Here is a 16,939-nt window from a genome sequence, read left to right as displayed (position 1 = left end):
CAGAACGTCCCTCCCCGGGGCTGGGCTTCGCCCGCCCCGGGGGCACCCCCAGGGCGGCAGCGGCTGGCACGGCACCGTGCCACCGGCGGGAAACCGCCGACGACGCCCCGACCACATCCGAGTCACGCGTCCCTCCAAGGGTCCCCGAAGCGCACCCGCCGTGGCGGAGACCCGCCGTCAGGCGCCCGCTGAGCCGAGCTCGCGCACCGCTTCCGCGAACGCGTCCCCGCGCTTGTTGTAGTTCGCGAACATGTCCATGGAGGCGCACGCGGGGGCCAGCAGCACCGTGTCCCCGGCGTGTGCAAGCCGTTGCGCCTCCCGCACAGCCGCACGCATCGCCCCAGTGTCGGTCCGTTCGAGGTCGACGACGGGTACCTCCGGCGCGTGTCGCGCGAGGGCCTCGCGGATCAGCGCACGATCCGCGCCGATGAGCACCGCGCCGCGAAGCCGCTTCGCCGACGCGGCGACCAGTTCGTCGAAGGTCGCGCCCTTGGCGAGCCCTCCCGCGATCCAGACGATCGACTCGTACGCGGCCAACGAGGCCTGCGCCGCATGCGTGTTGGTGGCCTTGGAGTCGTCGACGTACGCGACCCCGTCCACCTCCGCCACATGCGCGATGCGGTGGGCGTCCGGGGTGAAGGCCCGCAGGCCGTCCCGTACGGCCTGCGCGGGCACCCCGAAGGCGCGCGCGAGGGCCGCCGCGGCAAGGGCGTTGGCGATGTTGTGCGGGGCCGGCGGGTTGACGTCGGAGACCTCGGCCAGCTCCTGCGCGTTCTTCTGCCGGTTCTCGACGAAGGCGCGGTCGACCAGGATGCCGTCCACGACGCCGAGTTGGGACGGGGCGGGCGTGCCCAGCGTGAAGCCGACGGCCCGGCAGCCCTCCTCGACGTCCGCCTCGCGCACCAGGTCCTCGGTCGCCTTGTCGGCCACGTTGTAGACGCAGGCGACCCGATTCCCCTCGTAGATGCGGCCCTTGTCGGCGGCGTACGCCTCCATGGAGCCGTGCCAGTCGAGGTGGTCTGGCGCGAGGTTGAGCACGGCGGCCGAGTGGGCGCGCAGCGACGGGGCCCAGTGGAGCTGATAGCTCGACAACTCCACCGCGAGGACGTCGTACTGCTCCTCGCCGAGGACGACGTCCAGCAGCGAGACCCCGATGTTGCCGACGGCGGCCGTGCGCAGGCCCGCCGCCTTCAGGATCGAGGCCAGCATCTGCACGGTCGTGGTCTTGCCGTTGGTGCCTGTCACCGCGAGCCAGGGCGCGGCGGCCGGGCCGCGCAGCTGCCAGGCCAGTTCGACGTCGCCCCAGACCGGGACGCCCGCCTTCGCCGCGGCCGCGAAGAGCGGCTTGTCGGGCTTCCAGCCGGGTGCGGTGACGATCAGCTCGGTGCCTTCGGGCAGGGTCGCTCCGTCGCCGAGCCGGACCGTGACGCCGAGCGCCTCCAGCTCCGCGGCCTGCGCCCGGGCCCGCTCGTCGTCGCCGTCGTTGACGACGGTGACGATCGCGCCGAGCCCGTGCAGCACCTTGGCCGCCGGGACGCCGGAGACGCCGAGTCCGGCGACGGTGACGTGCTTGCCCTGCCAGTCGGTCACTTTTCCGCTGCCCATCCCGCGTAGAAGATGCCCAGACCCACGATGACGCAGATGCCCTGAATGATCCAGAAACGGACCACCACAAGGACCTCGGACCACCCCTTGAGCTCGAAGTGGTGCTGGAGTGGAGCCATCCGGAAGACCCGGCGGCCGGTGAGGCGGAACGAGCCGACCTGGATGACCACCGACATGGTGATCAGGACGAAGAGGCCGCCGAGCAGCGCGAGCAGCAGCTCTGTGCGGGAGCAGATCGCGAGACCGGCGAGCGCGCCGCCCAGGGCCAGCGAACCGGTGTCGCCCATGAAGATCTTGGCGGGCGAGGTGTTCCACCACAGGAAGCCGAGGCAGGCGCCCATCAGCGCGGAGGAGACGACCGCCAGGTCGAGCGGGTCCCGTACCTCGTAACAGGCGGCCGGGTTGGTCAGGGTCTGCGCGTTGGCGCAGGACTCCTGGAACTGCCAGACGCCGATGAACGTGTAGGCGCCGAAGACGAGCACGGAGGCGCCGGTGGCGAGGCCGTCGAGACCGTCGGTGAGGTTCACGCCGTTCGACATGGCGAGGATCATGAAGATCGCCCAGACCACGAAGAGCACCGGGCCGATGGTCCAGCCGAAGTCCTGCACGAAGGAGAGCTTCGTGGAAGCCGGGGTGTTGCCCCGGGCGTCGGCGAACTGCAGGGCCAGCACGGCGAAGGTGATGCCGACGATCAGCTGGCCGGCCATCTTCGCCTTGGCCCGCAGACCGAGCGAGCGCCGCTTGACGATCTTGATGTAGTCGTCGAGGAAGCCGACCAGGCCCATGCCGGCCATCAGGCCGAGCACCAGCACCCCGGAGAAGGTCGGCGGCTTGCCGGTGATGACCTTGGACAGGAAGTACGCGGCGATCGTCGCCAGGATGAAGGCGATACCGCCCATGGTCGGCGTACCGCGCTTGCTGTGGTGCTCGCGCGGGCCGTCGTCACGGATGTACTGGCCGTAGCCCTTGCGGGCCAGCAGCTTGATCAGCAGCGGGGTGCCGATCAGGGTGAAGAACAGACCAATGACTCCTGCGAACAGGATCTGCTTCATCATCGGGCGGCAACCTCACCCTCGGCACCGGTCTCGAGCAGCGCCTGCGCCACGCTCTCGAGTCCGACCGACCGGGACGCCTTCACGAGCACGACGTCTCCTGGGCGCAACTCGCTGCGCAACAGGTCGACCGCCGCCTGTGCGTCGGACACGTGCACCGACTCCTCACCCCACGAACCCTCGTTATATGCGCCCAGTTGCAGCCAGGACGCTTCCCTGCCCCCGACCGCGACGAGCTTGCTGACGTTGAGTCGGACGGCGAGCCGTCCGACGGCGTCGTGCTCGGCGAGCGCCTCGTCCCCGAGCTCGGCCATCTTGCCGAGCACCGCCCATGTGCGCCGCCCCTTGCCCATCGCCACGAGCGCGCGCAGGGCGGCCCTCATGGACTCGGGGTTGGCGTTGTAGGCGTCGTTGACGACCGTCACGCCGTCCGGGCGCTCGGTGACCTCCATCCGCCAGCGGGAGAGGGTGCCCGCCTCGGAGAGCGCGGTGGCGATCTCTTCCGCGGACATGCCCAGCTCATGGGCGACGGCGGCCGCGGCGAGCGCGTTCGACACGTGGTGCTCACCGTACAGGCGCATGGTCACATCGCTGCACCCGGAGGGTGTGTGAAGGCTGAAGGCAGGCTGTCCACTGTCCGTGAGTCGCACATTCTCGGCGCGTACGTCCGCTTCGTCGGACTCTCCGAAAAGCAGCACCTTCGCCGGCGTACGGGTCGCCATGGCCCGTACGAGCGGATCATCAGCATTGAGTACCGCGACGCCGCCCTCGTCCTTGGAGGGCAGGCTTTCGACGAGTTCGCCCTTCGCCTGGGCGATCTGCTCCCGGCCGCCGAACTCGCCGATGTGGGCGGTGCCGACGTTGAGCACGACGCCGATCCTCGGCGGGGTCAGCCCGGTGAGGTACCGGATGTGGCCGATACCGCGCGCGCCCATCTCCAGGACGAGGAACCGCGTCTCCTCGGTGGCGCTGAGAGCCGTGAGCGGCAGCCCGATCTCGTTGTTGAACGAGCCGGGCGTCCACACCGTCGGCGCCTTGCGCTGGAGCACCTGGGCGATGAGGTCCTTGGTGCTGGTCTTGCCCGCGGAGCCGGTGAGGGCCACGAGGGTCACCCCGAGCCGTCGTACGACGTGCCGCGCGAGGGCGCCGAGGGCGGCCTGTACGTCGTCCACGACGATCGCGGGCACACCCACGGGGCGGGACGCCAGGACGGCGGCGGCACCCGCCTGCACGACCGCGGGCGCGAAGTCGTGTCCGTCCACGCGCTCACCGACGAAGGCGACGAAGAGGCAGCCGGGCTCCACTTCGCGGGAGTCCCGGACGACGGGCCCGGTGACCCGGGCGGACGGGTCCGGTATGTCATGCATCTGCCCGCCGACGACTGTTGCGATCTCGGCGAGGGAGAGGGCGATCACAAGTTCATCCCTGGGTCTTCTGGATAGCTGCGCGAAGCACCTGGCGGTCGTCGAAGGGACGGATCACTCCGGCGATGTCCTGGCCCTGTTCGTGGCCCTTGCCCGCGACCAGCACGGCGTCCCCGGGCCGCGCACGGGCGACGGCGGCGGCGATGGCGGCGGCACGGTCCTCGAAGACCTGCACCTCGCCGCGCTCGTGCGCGGGTACGGACGCCGCGCCCTCGAGCATGGTGGCGAGGATCGCCAGGGGGTCCTCGGAGCGAGGGTTGTCGGAGGTCAGCACGGCGGTGTCGGCGAGCCGGGCCACGGCGGCGCCCATCGGGGCGCGCTTCGTGGTGTCCCGGTCGCCGCCGCAGCCGAGCACGACGTGCAGCTTGCCCTCGGTGACCTTGCGCAGGGCGCGCAGCACCGATTCGACGGCGTCGGTCTTGTGCGCGTAGTCGACGACCGCGAGGTAGGGCTGCCCGGCGTCCACGCGCTCCAGGCGGCCCGGGACACCCGGCACCGCGGCGACGCCGTCGGCGGCGGTCTGCGGGTCGATGCCGGCCTCGGCGAGGGCGACGATCGCGGCGAGGGCGTTGGCCACGTTGAAGGGGCCGGGGAGCGGCGACCTGGCGGCGACGCGCCGGTCCTTGGGACCGATCACGGTGAACGTGGAGTCCAGCGGGCCGACCTTGACGTCCTCGGCGCGCCAGTCCGCGTCGGGGTGCCCCTCGGCGGAGTACGTGACGACCGGGACGTCGGCGTCCTTCACCAGCCTGCGGCCGTACTCGTCGTCGTGGTTGACGACGCCGAGGCGGCTGCGCCTGCGGGTGAACAACTGTGCCTTGGCCCGGTAGTAGTCCTCCATGTCGGAGTGGAACTCCATGTGCTCCGGGCTGAGGTTGGTGAAGACCGCGATGTCGAAGACGCAGCCGTCGACCCGGCCGAGAACCAGCGCGTGGCTGGAGACCTCCATCGCGACCGCCTCGACACCGCGCTCGCGCATGACCGCGAACAGGGCCTGCAGATCGGTCGCTTCGGGGGTGGTGCGCTCGGACTTGATGCGCTCGTCGCCGATGCGCATCTCGACGGTGCCGATGAGTCCGGTGCTGCGGGTGGTCCGCAGACCGCCCTCGACGAGGTAGGCGGTCGTGGTCTTGCCGGAGGTGCCCGTGATGCCGATCTGGAGCAGGTCCCGTCCCGGATCGCCGTAGACGGTGGCCGCCAGTTCGCCCATCCGCCCCCGTGGATCGTCGGCCACCAGGACCGGGAGTCCGGTGGCGGCGGCGCGCTCGGCGCCGGCCGGGTCGGTCAGCACGGCGACCGCACCGAGGCCGGCGGCCTGGGTGACGAAGTCGGCGCCGTGGGCCCGGGCACCGGGCAGGGCGGCGTACAGGTCGCCGGGGCGGACGGCGCGTGAGTCATGGGTGATGCCCGTGACCTCGGCGGCGCTCTCCGGGGCGGCGACTCCCAGCTGATCGGCGAGCTCCGCGAGGGATGCGGCGGAGACGTGCACCGGTCGCGGCGGTCCCGGATATGTCACGGAAGCGCCTTTCTGGGTGGTGGGGGACTGATCGGCGTGTGGCACGGCGGTGAGCGTACCGGGAGTACCCCCGACGGGGCTAAAAGGGAGCCCGGCCGAAGCGTGGTCCGGTGGCGCGGCACGGGTGGGCGGGGACGAGGGCGGGGCGTGGTTTCCCGGATCTGGGGTGATCGTTGTCACGAGCTGGTTCCTGGTCGGTCTTTCCCGTAGTGCTGATCATGGCGTGAACGTGACGGGCAGGTTCGCGGCGGGTGCCCCGGTGGGCGGGACCTGGAGCGTCTTCAGGGCGAACTCCATGACCTGCTTGAAGATGGGGCCGCAGATCTGGCCGCCGTAGTAGCTGCCCTTGGTGGCGTTCTGGATGGCGCAGTAGACAGTGACACGGGGGTTGTCCGCGGGGGCGAACCCGGCGAAGGAAGAGGTGTAGCCGCGGTACTTGCCGGTGGCCGGATCCACGCGGTTGGCCGTACCCGTCTTGCCCGCCACCCGGTAGCCGGGGATACGGGCCTTGGTGCCCGTGCCCTCCTGATCGTCCACGACGGACTCCAGCATCTGGGCGAGGGTCTTCGCCGTCCGGTCGCTGACGACCCTGTTCTCCTCGGGCTTGGGTGCCGGTGTGAAGCGGCCGTCCGGGCCCTTCGTGCCGCGCACCAGGGTGGGCTCGACGCGCACGCCGCCGTTGGCGATGGTCGAGTACACGGATGCGGCCTGGACCGCGTTGATCGACACGCCCTGACCGAAAGGAATCGTGTACTGCTGCGACGTCGACCACTTGTCCGGCGGTGCGAGAATGCCGTTCGTCTCGCCGGGGAACCCGAGGCCGGTGGGGCTGCCGATGCCGAACTTGCGCAGATACGAGTAGAGGACCCGGTTCGCGTCCTGCTGCGTCTTGCCCAGCTGGCCCGTCGCGAGGATGGTGCCGATGTTGCTGGACTTGGCGAGGACACCGTTGAGCGTCAGGTCCCAGGTCGCGTGGTCGACGTCGTCCTGGAAGAGCCGGTCGCCGCGGTGCAGCCGGTTGGGCACGACGACGTGGGTCATCGGAGTGGCGACGTTCTCCTGGAGCACGGCGGCCATCGACATGACCTTGGCGGTGGAACCGGGCTCGTAGGCGTCCTGGAGGGCCGCGTTGCCGAGCGACGAGGCACTGGCCCTGGACAGGTCGTTGGGGTCGAAGCCGGGCGAGTTCGCCATGGCCAGGATCTGGCCGGTCCTGGTGTCCTGCACCACCACGTATCCCCGGTCGGCCTTGGACTGCTTCACCTGCTCGGTGATGGCATTCTGGGCGGCCCACTGGATGTCGCGGTCGATGGTCAGCTCGACTTCGGAGCCGGCCACGGCGGGTGTCTCGGCGGAGCCCGCGGTGGGCACCAGCCGCCCGCCCGACTGGGCGTAGCGGATCTTGCCGTCCTTGCCGGCCAGCTCCTCGTTCAGCTGCTGCTCGACACCGCCGCCGCCCTTGCCCTCGGCGTTGACCCAGCCCAGTATCCCGGCGCCGAGGTCGCCGTTGGGGTAGACGCGCTTGGTGGTGGGCTCGGCGAGGACGCCCGCGAGGACGTTGACCGTGCCCTTGTCGGTCCTGGCCTTGGTCGCGAGCGTGTTCTTCAGGTCCTTGATCTGGTTCCACACCTGAGGGGTCTGCCGGTGGGCCAGCAGGACATAGCGGGTGTGGGGGGTCCTGAGCTTCTTGGTGACCGCGTCGGTGTCCTGGCCGATGATCGGGGCGAGCAGCGCGGCGGCCTGCTCGGGGGCGTCGGGGACACCGGTCGAGTCCGAGGTGAACAGGGTCGGGTCGGCCGTGATGTCGTACGCGTCCTCGCTCGTCGCGAGCTCGACGCCGTTGCGGTCGACGATCTCGCCGCGGACGGCGGCCAGGGTGCGGCCGACATACCGGTTCTGGTCCGCCTTGGCCGCGTACGCGCTCGCGTCCACGGCCTGCACCTGGAGCAGCCGAACGACAAAGGTGATCAGCACCAGGGTCAGGGCGAGTCCGACCATCCGCAGCCGGGGGCGGGGGCTGCCGAGCCGGATGGCACCCCGCGCGGCGCCGCGGGCCTGGACCGGGCGCCGCGCGGGGCGTGCGCCGGGACTCTGCCGGGCGCCTGGGCTCTGCCGGGCGCCCCGGCTCTGGCGGGCGCCCGGGCTCTGGCGGCGCCGGGGGTCGGGGCGTGCGGGGCCGGGCACGCGGCGCCGAGGCGGTTCCCTGTCGGACACTTCCGTCACCTGCCGGGGGTCGTGGAGGGGTGTGCGGACAGGGTGGAGGACGCCGTCGGGGAGGTGGGTGCGGTCGGTGAGCCGGACGCGGCCGAGGGGCGGGCCGCCGGGCGCCCGCTCGGTGACGGCGCCGCCGTGCTGGGGTTGGGGCCGAGCACCTCGGGCGGGCGCAGGGCGGCGGGGCCCGCAGCGGGCTGCTGGGGGGCGGCCGAGGGCACGCCCTTGACGCCTCCGCCGGGATTGAGGAAGGCGGGGTCGCCACCGGGGACCATGCCGAGTTCACGGGCGCGGCGCTGAAGGGCGTCGGGGGCCGAGTAGGCGTCCACGTCGCGCTGGAGAGCCTGCTCCTCGTCGGTGAGGTTCTTGGTCTGCCGCTGCAGGTCGTCGAGCTGGAACGACCCCTCGCTGAGCGCGGAGTTCAGCACCAGGAGCCCGATGAGTCCGCCGCCGAGCAACGCGACGACGAGCAGGACGAAGGGGGTGCGGGCGGCTCCGGAGCCACCGCCGACGGGGATCAGCCGGGCGAGCCGCGCGGCCCGCCCCTTGAGTACGGGTTTCCCGCTCACACACCCTCCCGCCGCGCGTTCACGTCCGCACGTCCCCTCGTCATCGGCAACCGGCGCCCTAGAGGTGGCCCGGTGGCGGCGCAGTACCGCTTCCCGGGCGTCCGGGGCCCGGGCGGGCGCCCGGCGGCCGTCCGCACGCCCGCGGGTACGCCGGGTCTCCTGGTCACTCCCCCACCCCTCCCGTCCGGCTCACTCGGCGTCCTCACGGATGCGCTCGGCGCCACGCAGACGTGCCGGGGCCGCCCGGCGGTTCACGGCGACCTCCTCCTCGGTGGGCAGTTCGGCACCGCGGGTGAGGAGCTTGAGCCGGGGCTGGTAGCGCTCGGGGACGACCGGCAGCCCGGGCGGGGCGGTCGTGGCGGCTCCGGCCGCGAACACCTGCTTGACCAGGCGGTCTTCGAGGGAGTGGTAGGACAGGACAGCGATCCGGCCCCCCACGGCGAGCGCCTTCACGGCCGCGGGGATCGCCCTCTCCAGGACGGCGAGTTCGCCGTTGACCTCGATACGCAGCGCCTGGAACGTGCGCTTGGCCGGGTTGCCGCCGGTCCGCTTGGCGGCCTGCGGCAGCGCGTCCCGGATCAGCTCCACGAGGCGTGCGCTGTTGCTGAAGGGCTCCTTCTCGCGCTCGCGCACGATCGCGGACACGATCCGCTTGGCCTGCTTCTCCTCGCCGTAGGTGCGCAGGATCCGCACGAGTTCGCCCGCCGGATAGGTGTTGAGGACCTCGGCGGCGCTCATGCCCGTCGTCTGGTCCATGCGCATGTCGAGCGGGGCGTCCTGGGCGTAGGCGAAACCGCGCTCCGCCTCGTCGAGTTGCATGGAGGAGACGCCGAGGTCGAACAGCACTCCCTGGACCCTGGGGATGCCCAGCCGGTGGAGCACGACGGGGAGTTCGTCGTAGACGGCGTGCACCAGGGTGGCGCGCTCCCCGAACGGAGCGAGCCGCTCACCGGACAGGCGCAGCGCCTCCTTGTCACGGTCGAGCGCCACGAGCCGGGCCTCGGGGAAGCGCGTCAGCAGCGCCTCGCTGTGGCCGCCGAGCCCGAGGGTGCAGTCGACGACGACGGCCCCCGGCTCGGCCAGGGCCGGGGCCAGCATGTCCAGACACTGCCGGAGCATGACGGGCACGTGTCGACTCTTGCTCAACGAGGCCTCTCAGTCCGGCGCGGCCGGGTCCGCGCGGCCGGTCCCCGCCCTCACCCGGCCGCCGCCGGGGACCCGGCGAATGGGATGGCTGCCGGCGCCGGAAGCGTCAGCCGACCGGGACGGGAGGAGGCCGAGCCGTACGTACGCGCCGCGCACGCGGGGAGAAACCGGCGCGCTGCCGGTGTCTCCGGGGTGAACAGTCCGCAGGGAGATCATTTCGTCTCCCGTTCGCGTCACTTTAGTCCACCCTGTCTTGCGGTCAATCAACCGCCCTGCGCGTCGTGCTTCCGGGCCTCACGGTGGCACGGTTCGAAGGGATTCACACGTCCGGCGGAGGTTTCGCCTTCTGTGTGGGTTGCCTCACAACAAGCATCGAAGACGTTCTTTGTGCGCTCTCACAGCAGGCCGGGATCATCTGTGACCAGTAACGTCGTGGGTATGACGACTTCCGCATCCGTTCCCGCCGGTCCCGAAGGCGCCATAGTAGGCACCGTCACCGATCGCCTCGTCGATGCCAATGAGCGGTACGCCGCCGCGTTCACCGATCCCGGGATGGACGCCCGCCCCGTGCTGCGCGTGGCGGTGGTGGCGTGCATGGACGCCCGGCTGGACCTGCACGCCGCGCTCGGCCTCGAACTGGGCGACTGCCACACCATCCGCAACGCGGGCGGCGTCGTCACCGACGACGTCATCCGTTCCCTCACCATCAGCCAGCGGGCGCTCGGCACCCGCAGCATCGTCCTCATCCACCACACCGGCTGCGGCCTCGAGTCCCTGACCGAGGAGTTCCGGCACGACCTGGAGATGGAGGTCGGCCAGCGGCCCGCCTGGGCGGTCGAGGCCTTCCGCGACGTCGACCAGGACATACGGCAGTCGATGCAGCGGGTGCGCACGTCGCCGTTCCTGCTGCACACGGACGACGTACGCGGCTTCGTGTTCGACGTGAAGACCGGACTGCTGCGCGAGATCGACCCCGCATGACCCGACGGGCGGGGACCCACCCGGTCCCCGCCTCTGTCATCTGCGAACATCCATTCGGGAAAAAAATCATGGCTGCGGTGCGCCAAAAAGGCCGTAAGGCCGACATATCGCAGTCAGTTATCCACAGGCGAGTGACACGAACCGGTAACGGCAACAAGAATGCGGTTGTGGCGTCACGCGGAACTATCCCCGCGTGCTGTCCGTGTTTCGGGGTGGGCCGGTCCGCATCGCAGAGCGTCGGCCCGGAGCAATAACGGGCCGAGGAGGGCCGGGTGACGACCTATGACGATCGAGCGAGCCTTACTGATCTGACTGCCACTGTGGAGCGCGTCCGCAGCTCGGTGGAAGGAGTGATCGAGGGCAAGCCGGAGGTCGTACGGCTATCGCTGACCGTGCTGCTCGCCGAGGGTCATCTTCTGATCGAGGATGTCCCCGGCGTCGGCAAGACGATGCTCGCCAAGGCGCTGGCGCGATCCATCGACTGCTCGGTACGGCGTATCCAGTTCACTCCCGACCTGCTGCCCTCGGACATCACGGGTGTCTCCATCTGGGACCAGCAGCGCCGGGACTTCGAGTTCAAGCCGGGCGCCATCTTCGCCCAGATCGTGATCGGCGACGAGATCAACCGCGCCTCGCCGAAGACGCAGTCCGCGCTGCTGGAGTCGATGGAGGAGCGCCAGGTCACCATCGACGGCGAGACGTACGCACTGCCGAACCCGTTCATGGTGGTCGCCACCCAGAACCCGGTGGAGATGGAGGGCACCTATCCGCTGCCCGAGGCCCAGCGCGACCGCTTCATGGCCCGCGTCTCCATCGGCTACCCCAGCGCGGACGCCGAGCTGCAGATGCTCGACATCCACGGCGGGGTGAACCCGCTGGACGACCTCCAGCCGGTGGCGCACGCACACGAGATCGTGAAGCTGGTGGAGGCCGTCCGGGGCGTCCACGTGGCGGAGGCGGTCCGGCGCTATGCCGTGGACCTGGTCGCGGCCACGCGTACGCACCCCGACCTCAGACTCGGCGCCTCCCCGCGCGCCACCCTGCATCTGCTGCGCGCGGCGAAGGCGTCCGCAGCCCTCAGCGGCCGGGAGTACGCGCTGCCCGACGACGTGCAGGCCCTCGCCATCGCCGTCCTGGCGCACCGGCTGCTGCCCACCGCACAGGCCCAGCTCAACCGCCGGACCGCGGAGCAGGTCGTCGAGGAGATCCTGCAGCGCACCCCGGTACCCGCGGCACCCCAGCAGGGCCTCACGCTGGGCCGCGGCTACGGCGAGCAGCCGCCCCGGAGGCTGTGATGGCACCCGCGGGGACGGCCCGCACCGGCGCGGAGGACAAGGGCGGGCTGCGCACGACGCTCGCCGGGCTGACCACGCGGGGGCGCTCCTTCCTGGCCGCCGGAATCGCGGCCGCGATCTGCGCCTATGTCCTCGGCCAGAGCGATCTGCTCCGGGTCGGGCTCCTGCTCGCGGTGCTGCCCCTGTTGTGCGCGACGGTGCTCCACCGCACGCGCTACCGCGTCGCGGGCAGCCGCCGGCTCTCCCCCTCGCGGGTGCCCGCGGGGTCGGAGGCCCGGGTCCATCTGCGGATGGACAACGTCTCGCGGCTGCCCACCGGTCTGCTCATGCTCCAGGACCGGGTGCCCTACGTGCTCGGACCGCGCCCCCGCTTCGTCCTGGACCGGGTGGAGGCGGGCGGCCGGCGCGAGGTGTCGTACCGCGTGCGCTCGGACCTGCGGGGCCGCTATCCGCTGGGTCCGCTGCAGCTGCGCCTGACCGATCCGTTCGGGATGTGCGAGCTGACCCGCTCCTTCTCGACCTACGACACCCTCACGGTCATCCCGCGCGTGGAGCCGCTGCCGCCGGTACGGCTGACGGGTGAGGCGAGGGGGTACGGCGACGGGCGGCAGCGCTCGCTGGCGCTGGCGGGCGAGGACGACGTGATCCCCCGGGGTTACCGGCACGGCGACGACCTGCGCCGGGTGCACTGGCGCTCCACCGCGCGCTACGGCGAGCTGATGGTGCGCCGCGAGGAGCAGCCGCAGCGGGCCCGGTGCACGGTACTGCTGGACACACGGGCCATCGCCTACCGCGGTTCGGGGCCGGACTCGTCCTTCGAGTGGGCGGTGGCGGGCGCGGCGTCCGCGCTGGTCCACATGCTCGAACGGGGCTTCTCCGTCCGGCTCTTGACCGATACGGGCAGTTCGGTGCCGGGTGAGGGCGCGGACGGCTTCGCGGGCGCGAGCCAGGAGTCCGCGGACGCGGCCGGGCTGATGATGGACACGCTCGCCGTGATCGACCACTCCGACGGGGCCGGCCTGTCGCGCGCCTACGAGGTGCTCCGCGGCGGCAACGAGGGCCTGCTGGTTGCCTTCTTCGGGGACCTCGACGAGGAACAGGCCACGGTGGCCGCCAAGATGAGCAAACGCAGCGGCGGAGCCCTCGCCTTCCTGCTGGACAGGGATGCCTGGGGACGCGAAACAGCCGACGCTCAGGGCTCGTTGGACCGGAGTGAGGAGCGGCTGCGGATGCTGCGCGAGGCGGGCTGGACCGCGCTGACGGTGCCGAGGGGCGTCTCGCTGGCGGAGCTGTGGCGCGAGGCGGACCGGCAGCGCACGGGTGTGGGCTCCCTGAGCGCCATGGAGGGACGTTCATGAGCGGAAGGGCCCGGATGACGCTGTGCGCCGCGGCGGCGACGCTGCTGGCGTCCTGCGCCCTGCTGCCGCTGGTGTCACCGGCCACCTGGATCCTCCAGGCGGCGTTCATGGTGGCTGTGCTGAGCGGCGTGGGGGCGCTGGCCCGCCGGGTGCCGCTGGCGCGTCCACTCACCATCGTCTGCCAGGCGGTCGCCGGTCTGCTGCTGCTGACGCCGGCCTTCGCCCATGAGCAGGCCATCGCCGGGTTCATCCCCGGCCCCGAGGCCTTCCGCCACTTCGGCGAGTTGCTGCAGTCGGGCGGGGAGGACGTCGGGCGCTACGCGATCCCGGCGCCGCTGACCTCAGGGATCCGGCTGATGTTGGTCGGCGGCGTGCTGGTGATCGGGCTCCTCGTGGACGCCCTGGCGGTGACGTTCCGTGCGGCGGCTCCGGCCGGACTGCCGCTGCTCGCGCTGTACGCGGTGGCCGCGGGCCTCTCGGGTGGCGGCACCGACTGGCTGTGGTTCCTCTTCGCCGCGGTCGGCTATCTGACGCTGCTGCTGGCCGAGGGCCGCGAGCGGCTCTCCCAGTGGGGCCGGGTCTTCAGCGGTGCCTCCCGCAGCGCGGGCGCGGACACCGGCGGCGCCGTCGCCCCGGTGCGCACCGGACGGCGCATCGGCGTGGTCGCGCTGGGCACCGCCCTGGTGGTGCCGCTCGCTCTGCCCTCGCTCTCCGGCGGGCTGCTGCACGGCGCCGGGGCCGGCGTCGGCGCGGGCATCGGCGACGGCAGCACCATCTCCGCGGTCAACCCCCTGGTGTCGCTGCGCGACAGCCTGAACGTGGACCAGGACCGCCAGGTCCTGGCGTACCGCACCAACACGGACGACACCCAGGACATGTATCTGCGGATCGTCGCCCTGGACGACTTCGACGGCACGACCTGGAAGCCCGCCCAGCGCCACATCACGGGCGTGCCGGACACGTTCCCCACACCGTCCGGCCTCGCGGGCGGTGTCCGGCGGACCGAGATCGAGACCCAGATCTCGGCGGCGGACTGGTACGCGCAGGACTGGCTGCCCATGCCGTACCCGGCGACAGGCGTGAGGATCAAGGGCAGCTGGCGGTACGAGCCGGTGGGCCGGACGCTCGTCGGCGACCACGGGCAGAACACGCGCGGCCTGCAGTACACCGTGAAGAGTCTGATCGTGCAGCCGACCGCGGAGCAGCTGGCCACGGCACCAGAGCCGTCGGCGGCGCTGAAACGCGAGTTCACGAAGGTGCCGGGTTCCCTGCCCTTGGTGGTGGCCCAGACGGCCCGCAAGGTGACGGCGGGAGCGTCGAACCACTACGAGGAGGCGGTCAAGCTCCAGGACTACTTCTCGCTCGACGGCGGCTTCACCTACAACACGCAGGTGCAGGTCGGTACGGGGCCGGGCGCGATCGCCCGGTTCCTGAGGGACAAGCAGGGTTTCTGCGTGCACTTCTCCTTCGCGATGGCCGCGATGGCACGGACGCTGGGGATACCCGCGAGAGTCGCGGTGGGCTTCACCCCGGGCTCGCCGGAGGCCGACGGCTCCATGGCGGTGGGCCTGCGGGACGCGCACGCATGGCCGGAGCTGTACTTCGAGGGCGTGGGCTGGACCCGTTTCGAGCCGACCCCGAACCGGGGCACGACACCGGCGTACACGCAGTCGACCGCACCGACCGGTCAGAACCCGATCGCGCCGCATCCGTCGCTGTCGTCGTCCACGGCGTCCTCCAGCGCCCCGTCGGTGAGTGAGAGCTGTTCGCGGGTGGCGCGCAAGCTGGACGCGTGCCCGAGCCAGTCCGCCGGCGCCGCGGTGGTCTCCGGGGATGGCGGGCCTCCGTGGTACCAGATCCTCGCCTGGACGCTGCTGGGACTGGCCGTGGTCGCGGTACCGCTGACGCCGATGCTGTACCGGCTGCGGGCCAGGTCGGTACGCCTGTCCTCCGCCCGGCACGCGTCGTTCGCCCGGTCGGCCCGCCTGCGCCCGGGGAATCGCGGAGCGGCCGATCAGTACACGGACGACGTCTCCGTGACGACCCTGCCGGGCCGGACAACTCCTCCGGAGCGGATGACCGAACTGGCCCTGGGACACACCCTGGCCGTGTGGCGCGAGCTCACGGACACGGCGTGGGACTACGGCATTCCGCCGGACGACGCGCTGACCCCGCGCCGGGCCGCCGAGCGCATCGTGCGGCTGGGCCGGCTGGAGACACCGGCGGCCGAGGCCGTGCACCGGGTCGCGGGCGCCGTCGAGCAGGTGCTCTTCGCACCCGAGCCGCGCCCGCAGGCCGGTCTGGTCGACGATGCGCGCAAGCTGCGGACGGCACTGCGGTCCACGGCGAGCTGGCGGACCCGAGTACGAGCCGTCGTGGCTCCGCGCTCGGCCATGCGTGCCGTGTGGGCCATGAGCGACCGCTGGGCGGACCTCAAGGACCGCTGGACGGCACGCTGGTCGACCCTGCTGCGCCGCCCCTCGGGACAGCAGAGCAGCTGACGCCACGGCCCCGCCCGCGCGGGGCCGTGCGCGGTGGTTGGGACGCGGGTGGCTGCGTGCCGGAGACCGGGCGGGCAGGGTCGTGTGCACCGCCCGGAACCGGCCCGCTCCGCGCCGGACAGAGCGGTCTGCACCGCCCGGGACGGCCGATTCCATGCCGGACAGGGGCCGTGAGCACCGCCCGGGACCGGCCCGCTCTGCGCCGGACAGAGCGGTCTGCACCGCCCGGGACAGCCGATTCCATGTCGGACAGGGACGGGGCACCGCCCGGGACGGTCGTCTCCGGACCGGAAACCGGGCGGGCAAGATCGTGTGCACGGCCCAGGAAAGCCGACTCCGCATCGGAGACTGGGCAGACAGGACCGCGTTGCCGCCCGAGACGGCCGGCTCCGCGCCGGGAGACCGGGGCCGGCAGGGCCACGCTTACCGCCCAGGACGAGCCGACGGGGCTGCGTTCACCGCCCGAGACGCGGCCGGTTCCGCGCCGCGCGGCAAGGCGGAGGGGGCTGTGCTCACCGCCCCCGAGACGGCCGACTCCGCCCCCGGAGACCGGGGCTGGCAAGACCGTGTGCACGGCCCAGGACGGCCGCCTCCACGTCCACGCCGCAGACCAGGGCGGACAAGGGGCCTACGCGGTATGCGAGGGCCGCGGCGCTCGCATGCCCAGGAGGCGCGGCGCGAGTCGCCCTGGGGGCGCGGGCGCCGCAGGTCTCCGTGGGCGGCCGTGCGAGCCCTGGGCATGGCACAAGGGGGCGACCACCTCACCGGTGGTCGCCCCTGCGCTTGTGTCTGTGTCGCCCTGTGGGCTAGTGGCCCTGTTCGTCCCGGCGGCGCTGCCACCGCTGCTCGATACGGTCCATGAACGAGCGTCGCTGCCGGGTCTGCCTGCGCACACCCTGCGTGCCCGGCGCGCTCTGCTCACCCGGCTTGGGAACCTTGCGCCAACCGGTCACCACGAGCACCGCACAGCCCAGCATGACGAGGAAACCCACCACGCTGATCCAGATCTGCTTCGCGACCATTCCGGCCATGAGGAGCGCGATACCTACCAGGAAGCCCGCGGCCGCCTGGTAGACCCGTCGCCGGGTGTACGTACGCAGCCCGCTTCCCTCAAGCGCTGTCGCGAACTTGGGATCTTCGGCGTACAGCGCTCGCTCCATTTGCTCGAGCATTCGCTGCTCGTGCTCCGAGAGCGGCACGGAGTCCTCCTCATCGTGCAGTCGCCTGGGCGACCGGGGGTCCCCTCCAGGATAGGCAGGGAATCGCCCCCTTGAAACCCGC

Annotated in this window: 12 protein-coding genes; 4 read left to right on the top strand and 8 right to left on the bottom strand. The window is 71.8% G+C overall.

The window, feature by feature from the left end; genetic code table 11:
- Positions 1-177: 177 nt before the first annotated feature.
- The 7 genes from murD to rsmH form a co-directional block, all read right to left on the bottom strand.
- Positions 178-1,605 (bottom strand): UDP-N-acetylmuramoyl-L-alanine--D-glutamate ligase, encoded by a 1,428-nt coding sequence (gene murD, locus ABZ904_RS06145; RefSeq protein WP_359389170.1) that lies wholly within the window; start codon positions 1,603-1,605, stop codon positions 178-180.
- Positions 1,587-2,660: a phospho-N-acetylmuramoyl-pentapeptide-transferase gene (mraY, locus tag ABZ904_RS06140; protein WP_359389167.1), complete on the bottom strand. Its 1,074-nt coding sequence runs from the start codon at positions 2,658-2,660 to the stop codon at positions 1,587-1,589. The genes murD and mraY overlap by 19 nt, the downstream gene beginning before the upstream one ends.
- Positions 2,657-4,072: a UDP-N-acetylmuramoyl-tripeptide--D-alanyl-D-alanine ligase gene (murF, locus tag ABZ904_RS06135; RefSeq protein WP_359389164.1), complete on the bottom strand. Its 1,416-nt coding sequence runs from the start codon at positions 4,070-4,072 to the stop codon at positions 2,657-2,659. Before murF ends, mraY begins: the two co-directional genes overlap by 4 nt.
- A gap of 4 nt (positions 4,073-4,076) precedes the next feature.
- A complete protein-coding gene (locus ABZ904_RS06130; protein ID WP_359389162.1) occupies positions 4,077-5,597 on the bottom strand; it encodes a UDP-N-acetylmuramoyl-L-alanyl-D-glutamate--2,6-diaminopimelate ligase in 1,521 nt (506 codons plus the stop codon).
- 216 nt (positions 5,598-5,813) lie between these two features.
- Complete coding sequence (locus ABZ904_RS06125) at positions 5,814-7,811, bottom strand: penicillin-binding transpeptidase domain-containing protein (RefSeq protein WP_361821436.1); 1,998 nt, start codon at positions 7,809-7,811, stop codon at positions 5,814-5,816.
- A gap of 5 nt (positions 7,812-7,816) precedes the next feature.
- Positions 7,817-8,377: a septum formation initiator family protein gene (locus ABZ904_RS06120; RefSeq protein WP_360989203.1), complete on the bottom strand. Its 561-nt coding sequence runs from the start codon at positions 8,375-8,377 to the stop codon at positions 7,817-7,819.
- A gap of 189 nt (positions 8,378-8,566) precedes the next feature.
- Complete coding sequence (rsmH, locus tag ABZ904_RS06115; protein WP_359389155.1) at positions 8,567-9,523, bottom strand: 16S rRNA (cytosine(1402)-N(4))-methyltransferase RsmH; 957 nt, start codon at positions 9,521-9,523, stop codon at positions 8,567-8,569.
- Between the two features lie 438 nt (positions 9,524-9,961).
- Between rsmH and ABZ904_RS06110 the strand changes: the two genes are divergently transcribed.
- The 4 genes from ABZ904_RS06110 to ABZ904_RS06095 all read left to right on the top strand — a co-directional run bounded on the left by ABZ904_RS06110 (position 9,962) and on the right by ABZ904_RS06095 (position 15,658).
- Positions 9,962-10,504: a carbonic anhydrase gene (locus tag ABZ904_RS06110; protein WP_359389153.1), complete on the top strand. Its 543-nt coding sequence runs from the start codon at positions 9,962-9,964 to the stop codon at positions 10,502-10,504.
- Between the two features lie 272 nt (positions 10,505-10,776).
- On the top strand, positions 10,777-11,799 hold the full coding sequence (locus ABZ904_RS06105) for a MoxR family ATPase (protein WP_359389150.1): 1,023 nt from the start codon (positions 10,777-10,779) through the stop codon (positions 11,797-11,799).
- Complete coding sequence (locus ABZ904_RS06100; RefSeq protein ID WP_360989198.1) at positions 11,799-13,157, top strand: DUF58 domain-containing protein; 1,359 nt, start codon at positions 11,799-11,801, stop codon at positions 13,155-13,157. Before ABZ904_RS06105 ends, ABZ904_RS06100 begins: the two co-directional genes overlap by 1 nt.
- A complete protein-coding gene (locus tag ABZ904_RS06095) occupies positions 13,154-15,658 on the top strand; it encodes a DUF3488 and transglutaminase-like domain-containing protein (RefSeq protein WP_360989195.1) in 2,505 nt (834 codons plus the stop codon). The genes ABZ904_RS06100 and ABZ904_RS06095 overlap by 4 nt, the downstream gene beginning before the upstream one ends.
- A gap of 806 nt (positions 15,659-16,464) precedes the next feature.
- Here ABZ904_RS06095 and ABZ904_RS06090 read toward each other — a convergent pair.
- Complete coding sequence (locus ABZ904_RS06090) at positions 16,465-16,857, bottom strand: DUF3040 domain-containing protein (protein ID WP_359389143.1); 393 nt, start codon at positions 16,855-16,857, stop codon at positions 16,465-16,467.
- Between the last annotated feature and the right edge of the window lie 82 nt (positions 16,858-16,939).

The sequence above is a fragment of the Streptomyces sp. NPDC046900 genome, from assembly GCF_040644975.1.
Taxonomy (GTDB): Bacteria; Actinomycetota; Actinomycetes; order Streptomycetales; family Streptomycetaceae; genus Streptomyces.
Note: the sequence above shows the minus strand (reverse complement) of the source record. Positions and strands in the feature narration are given on the sequence as shown.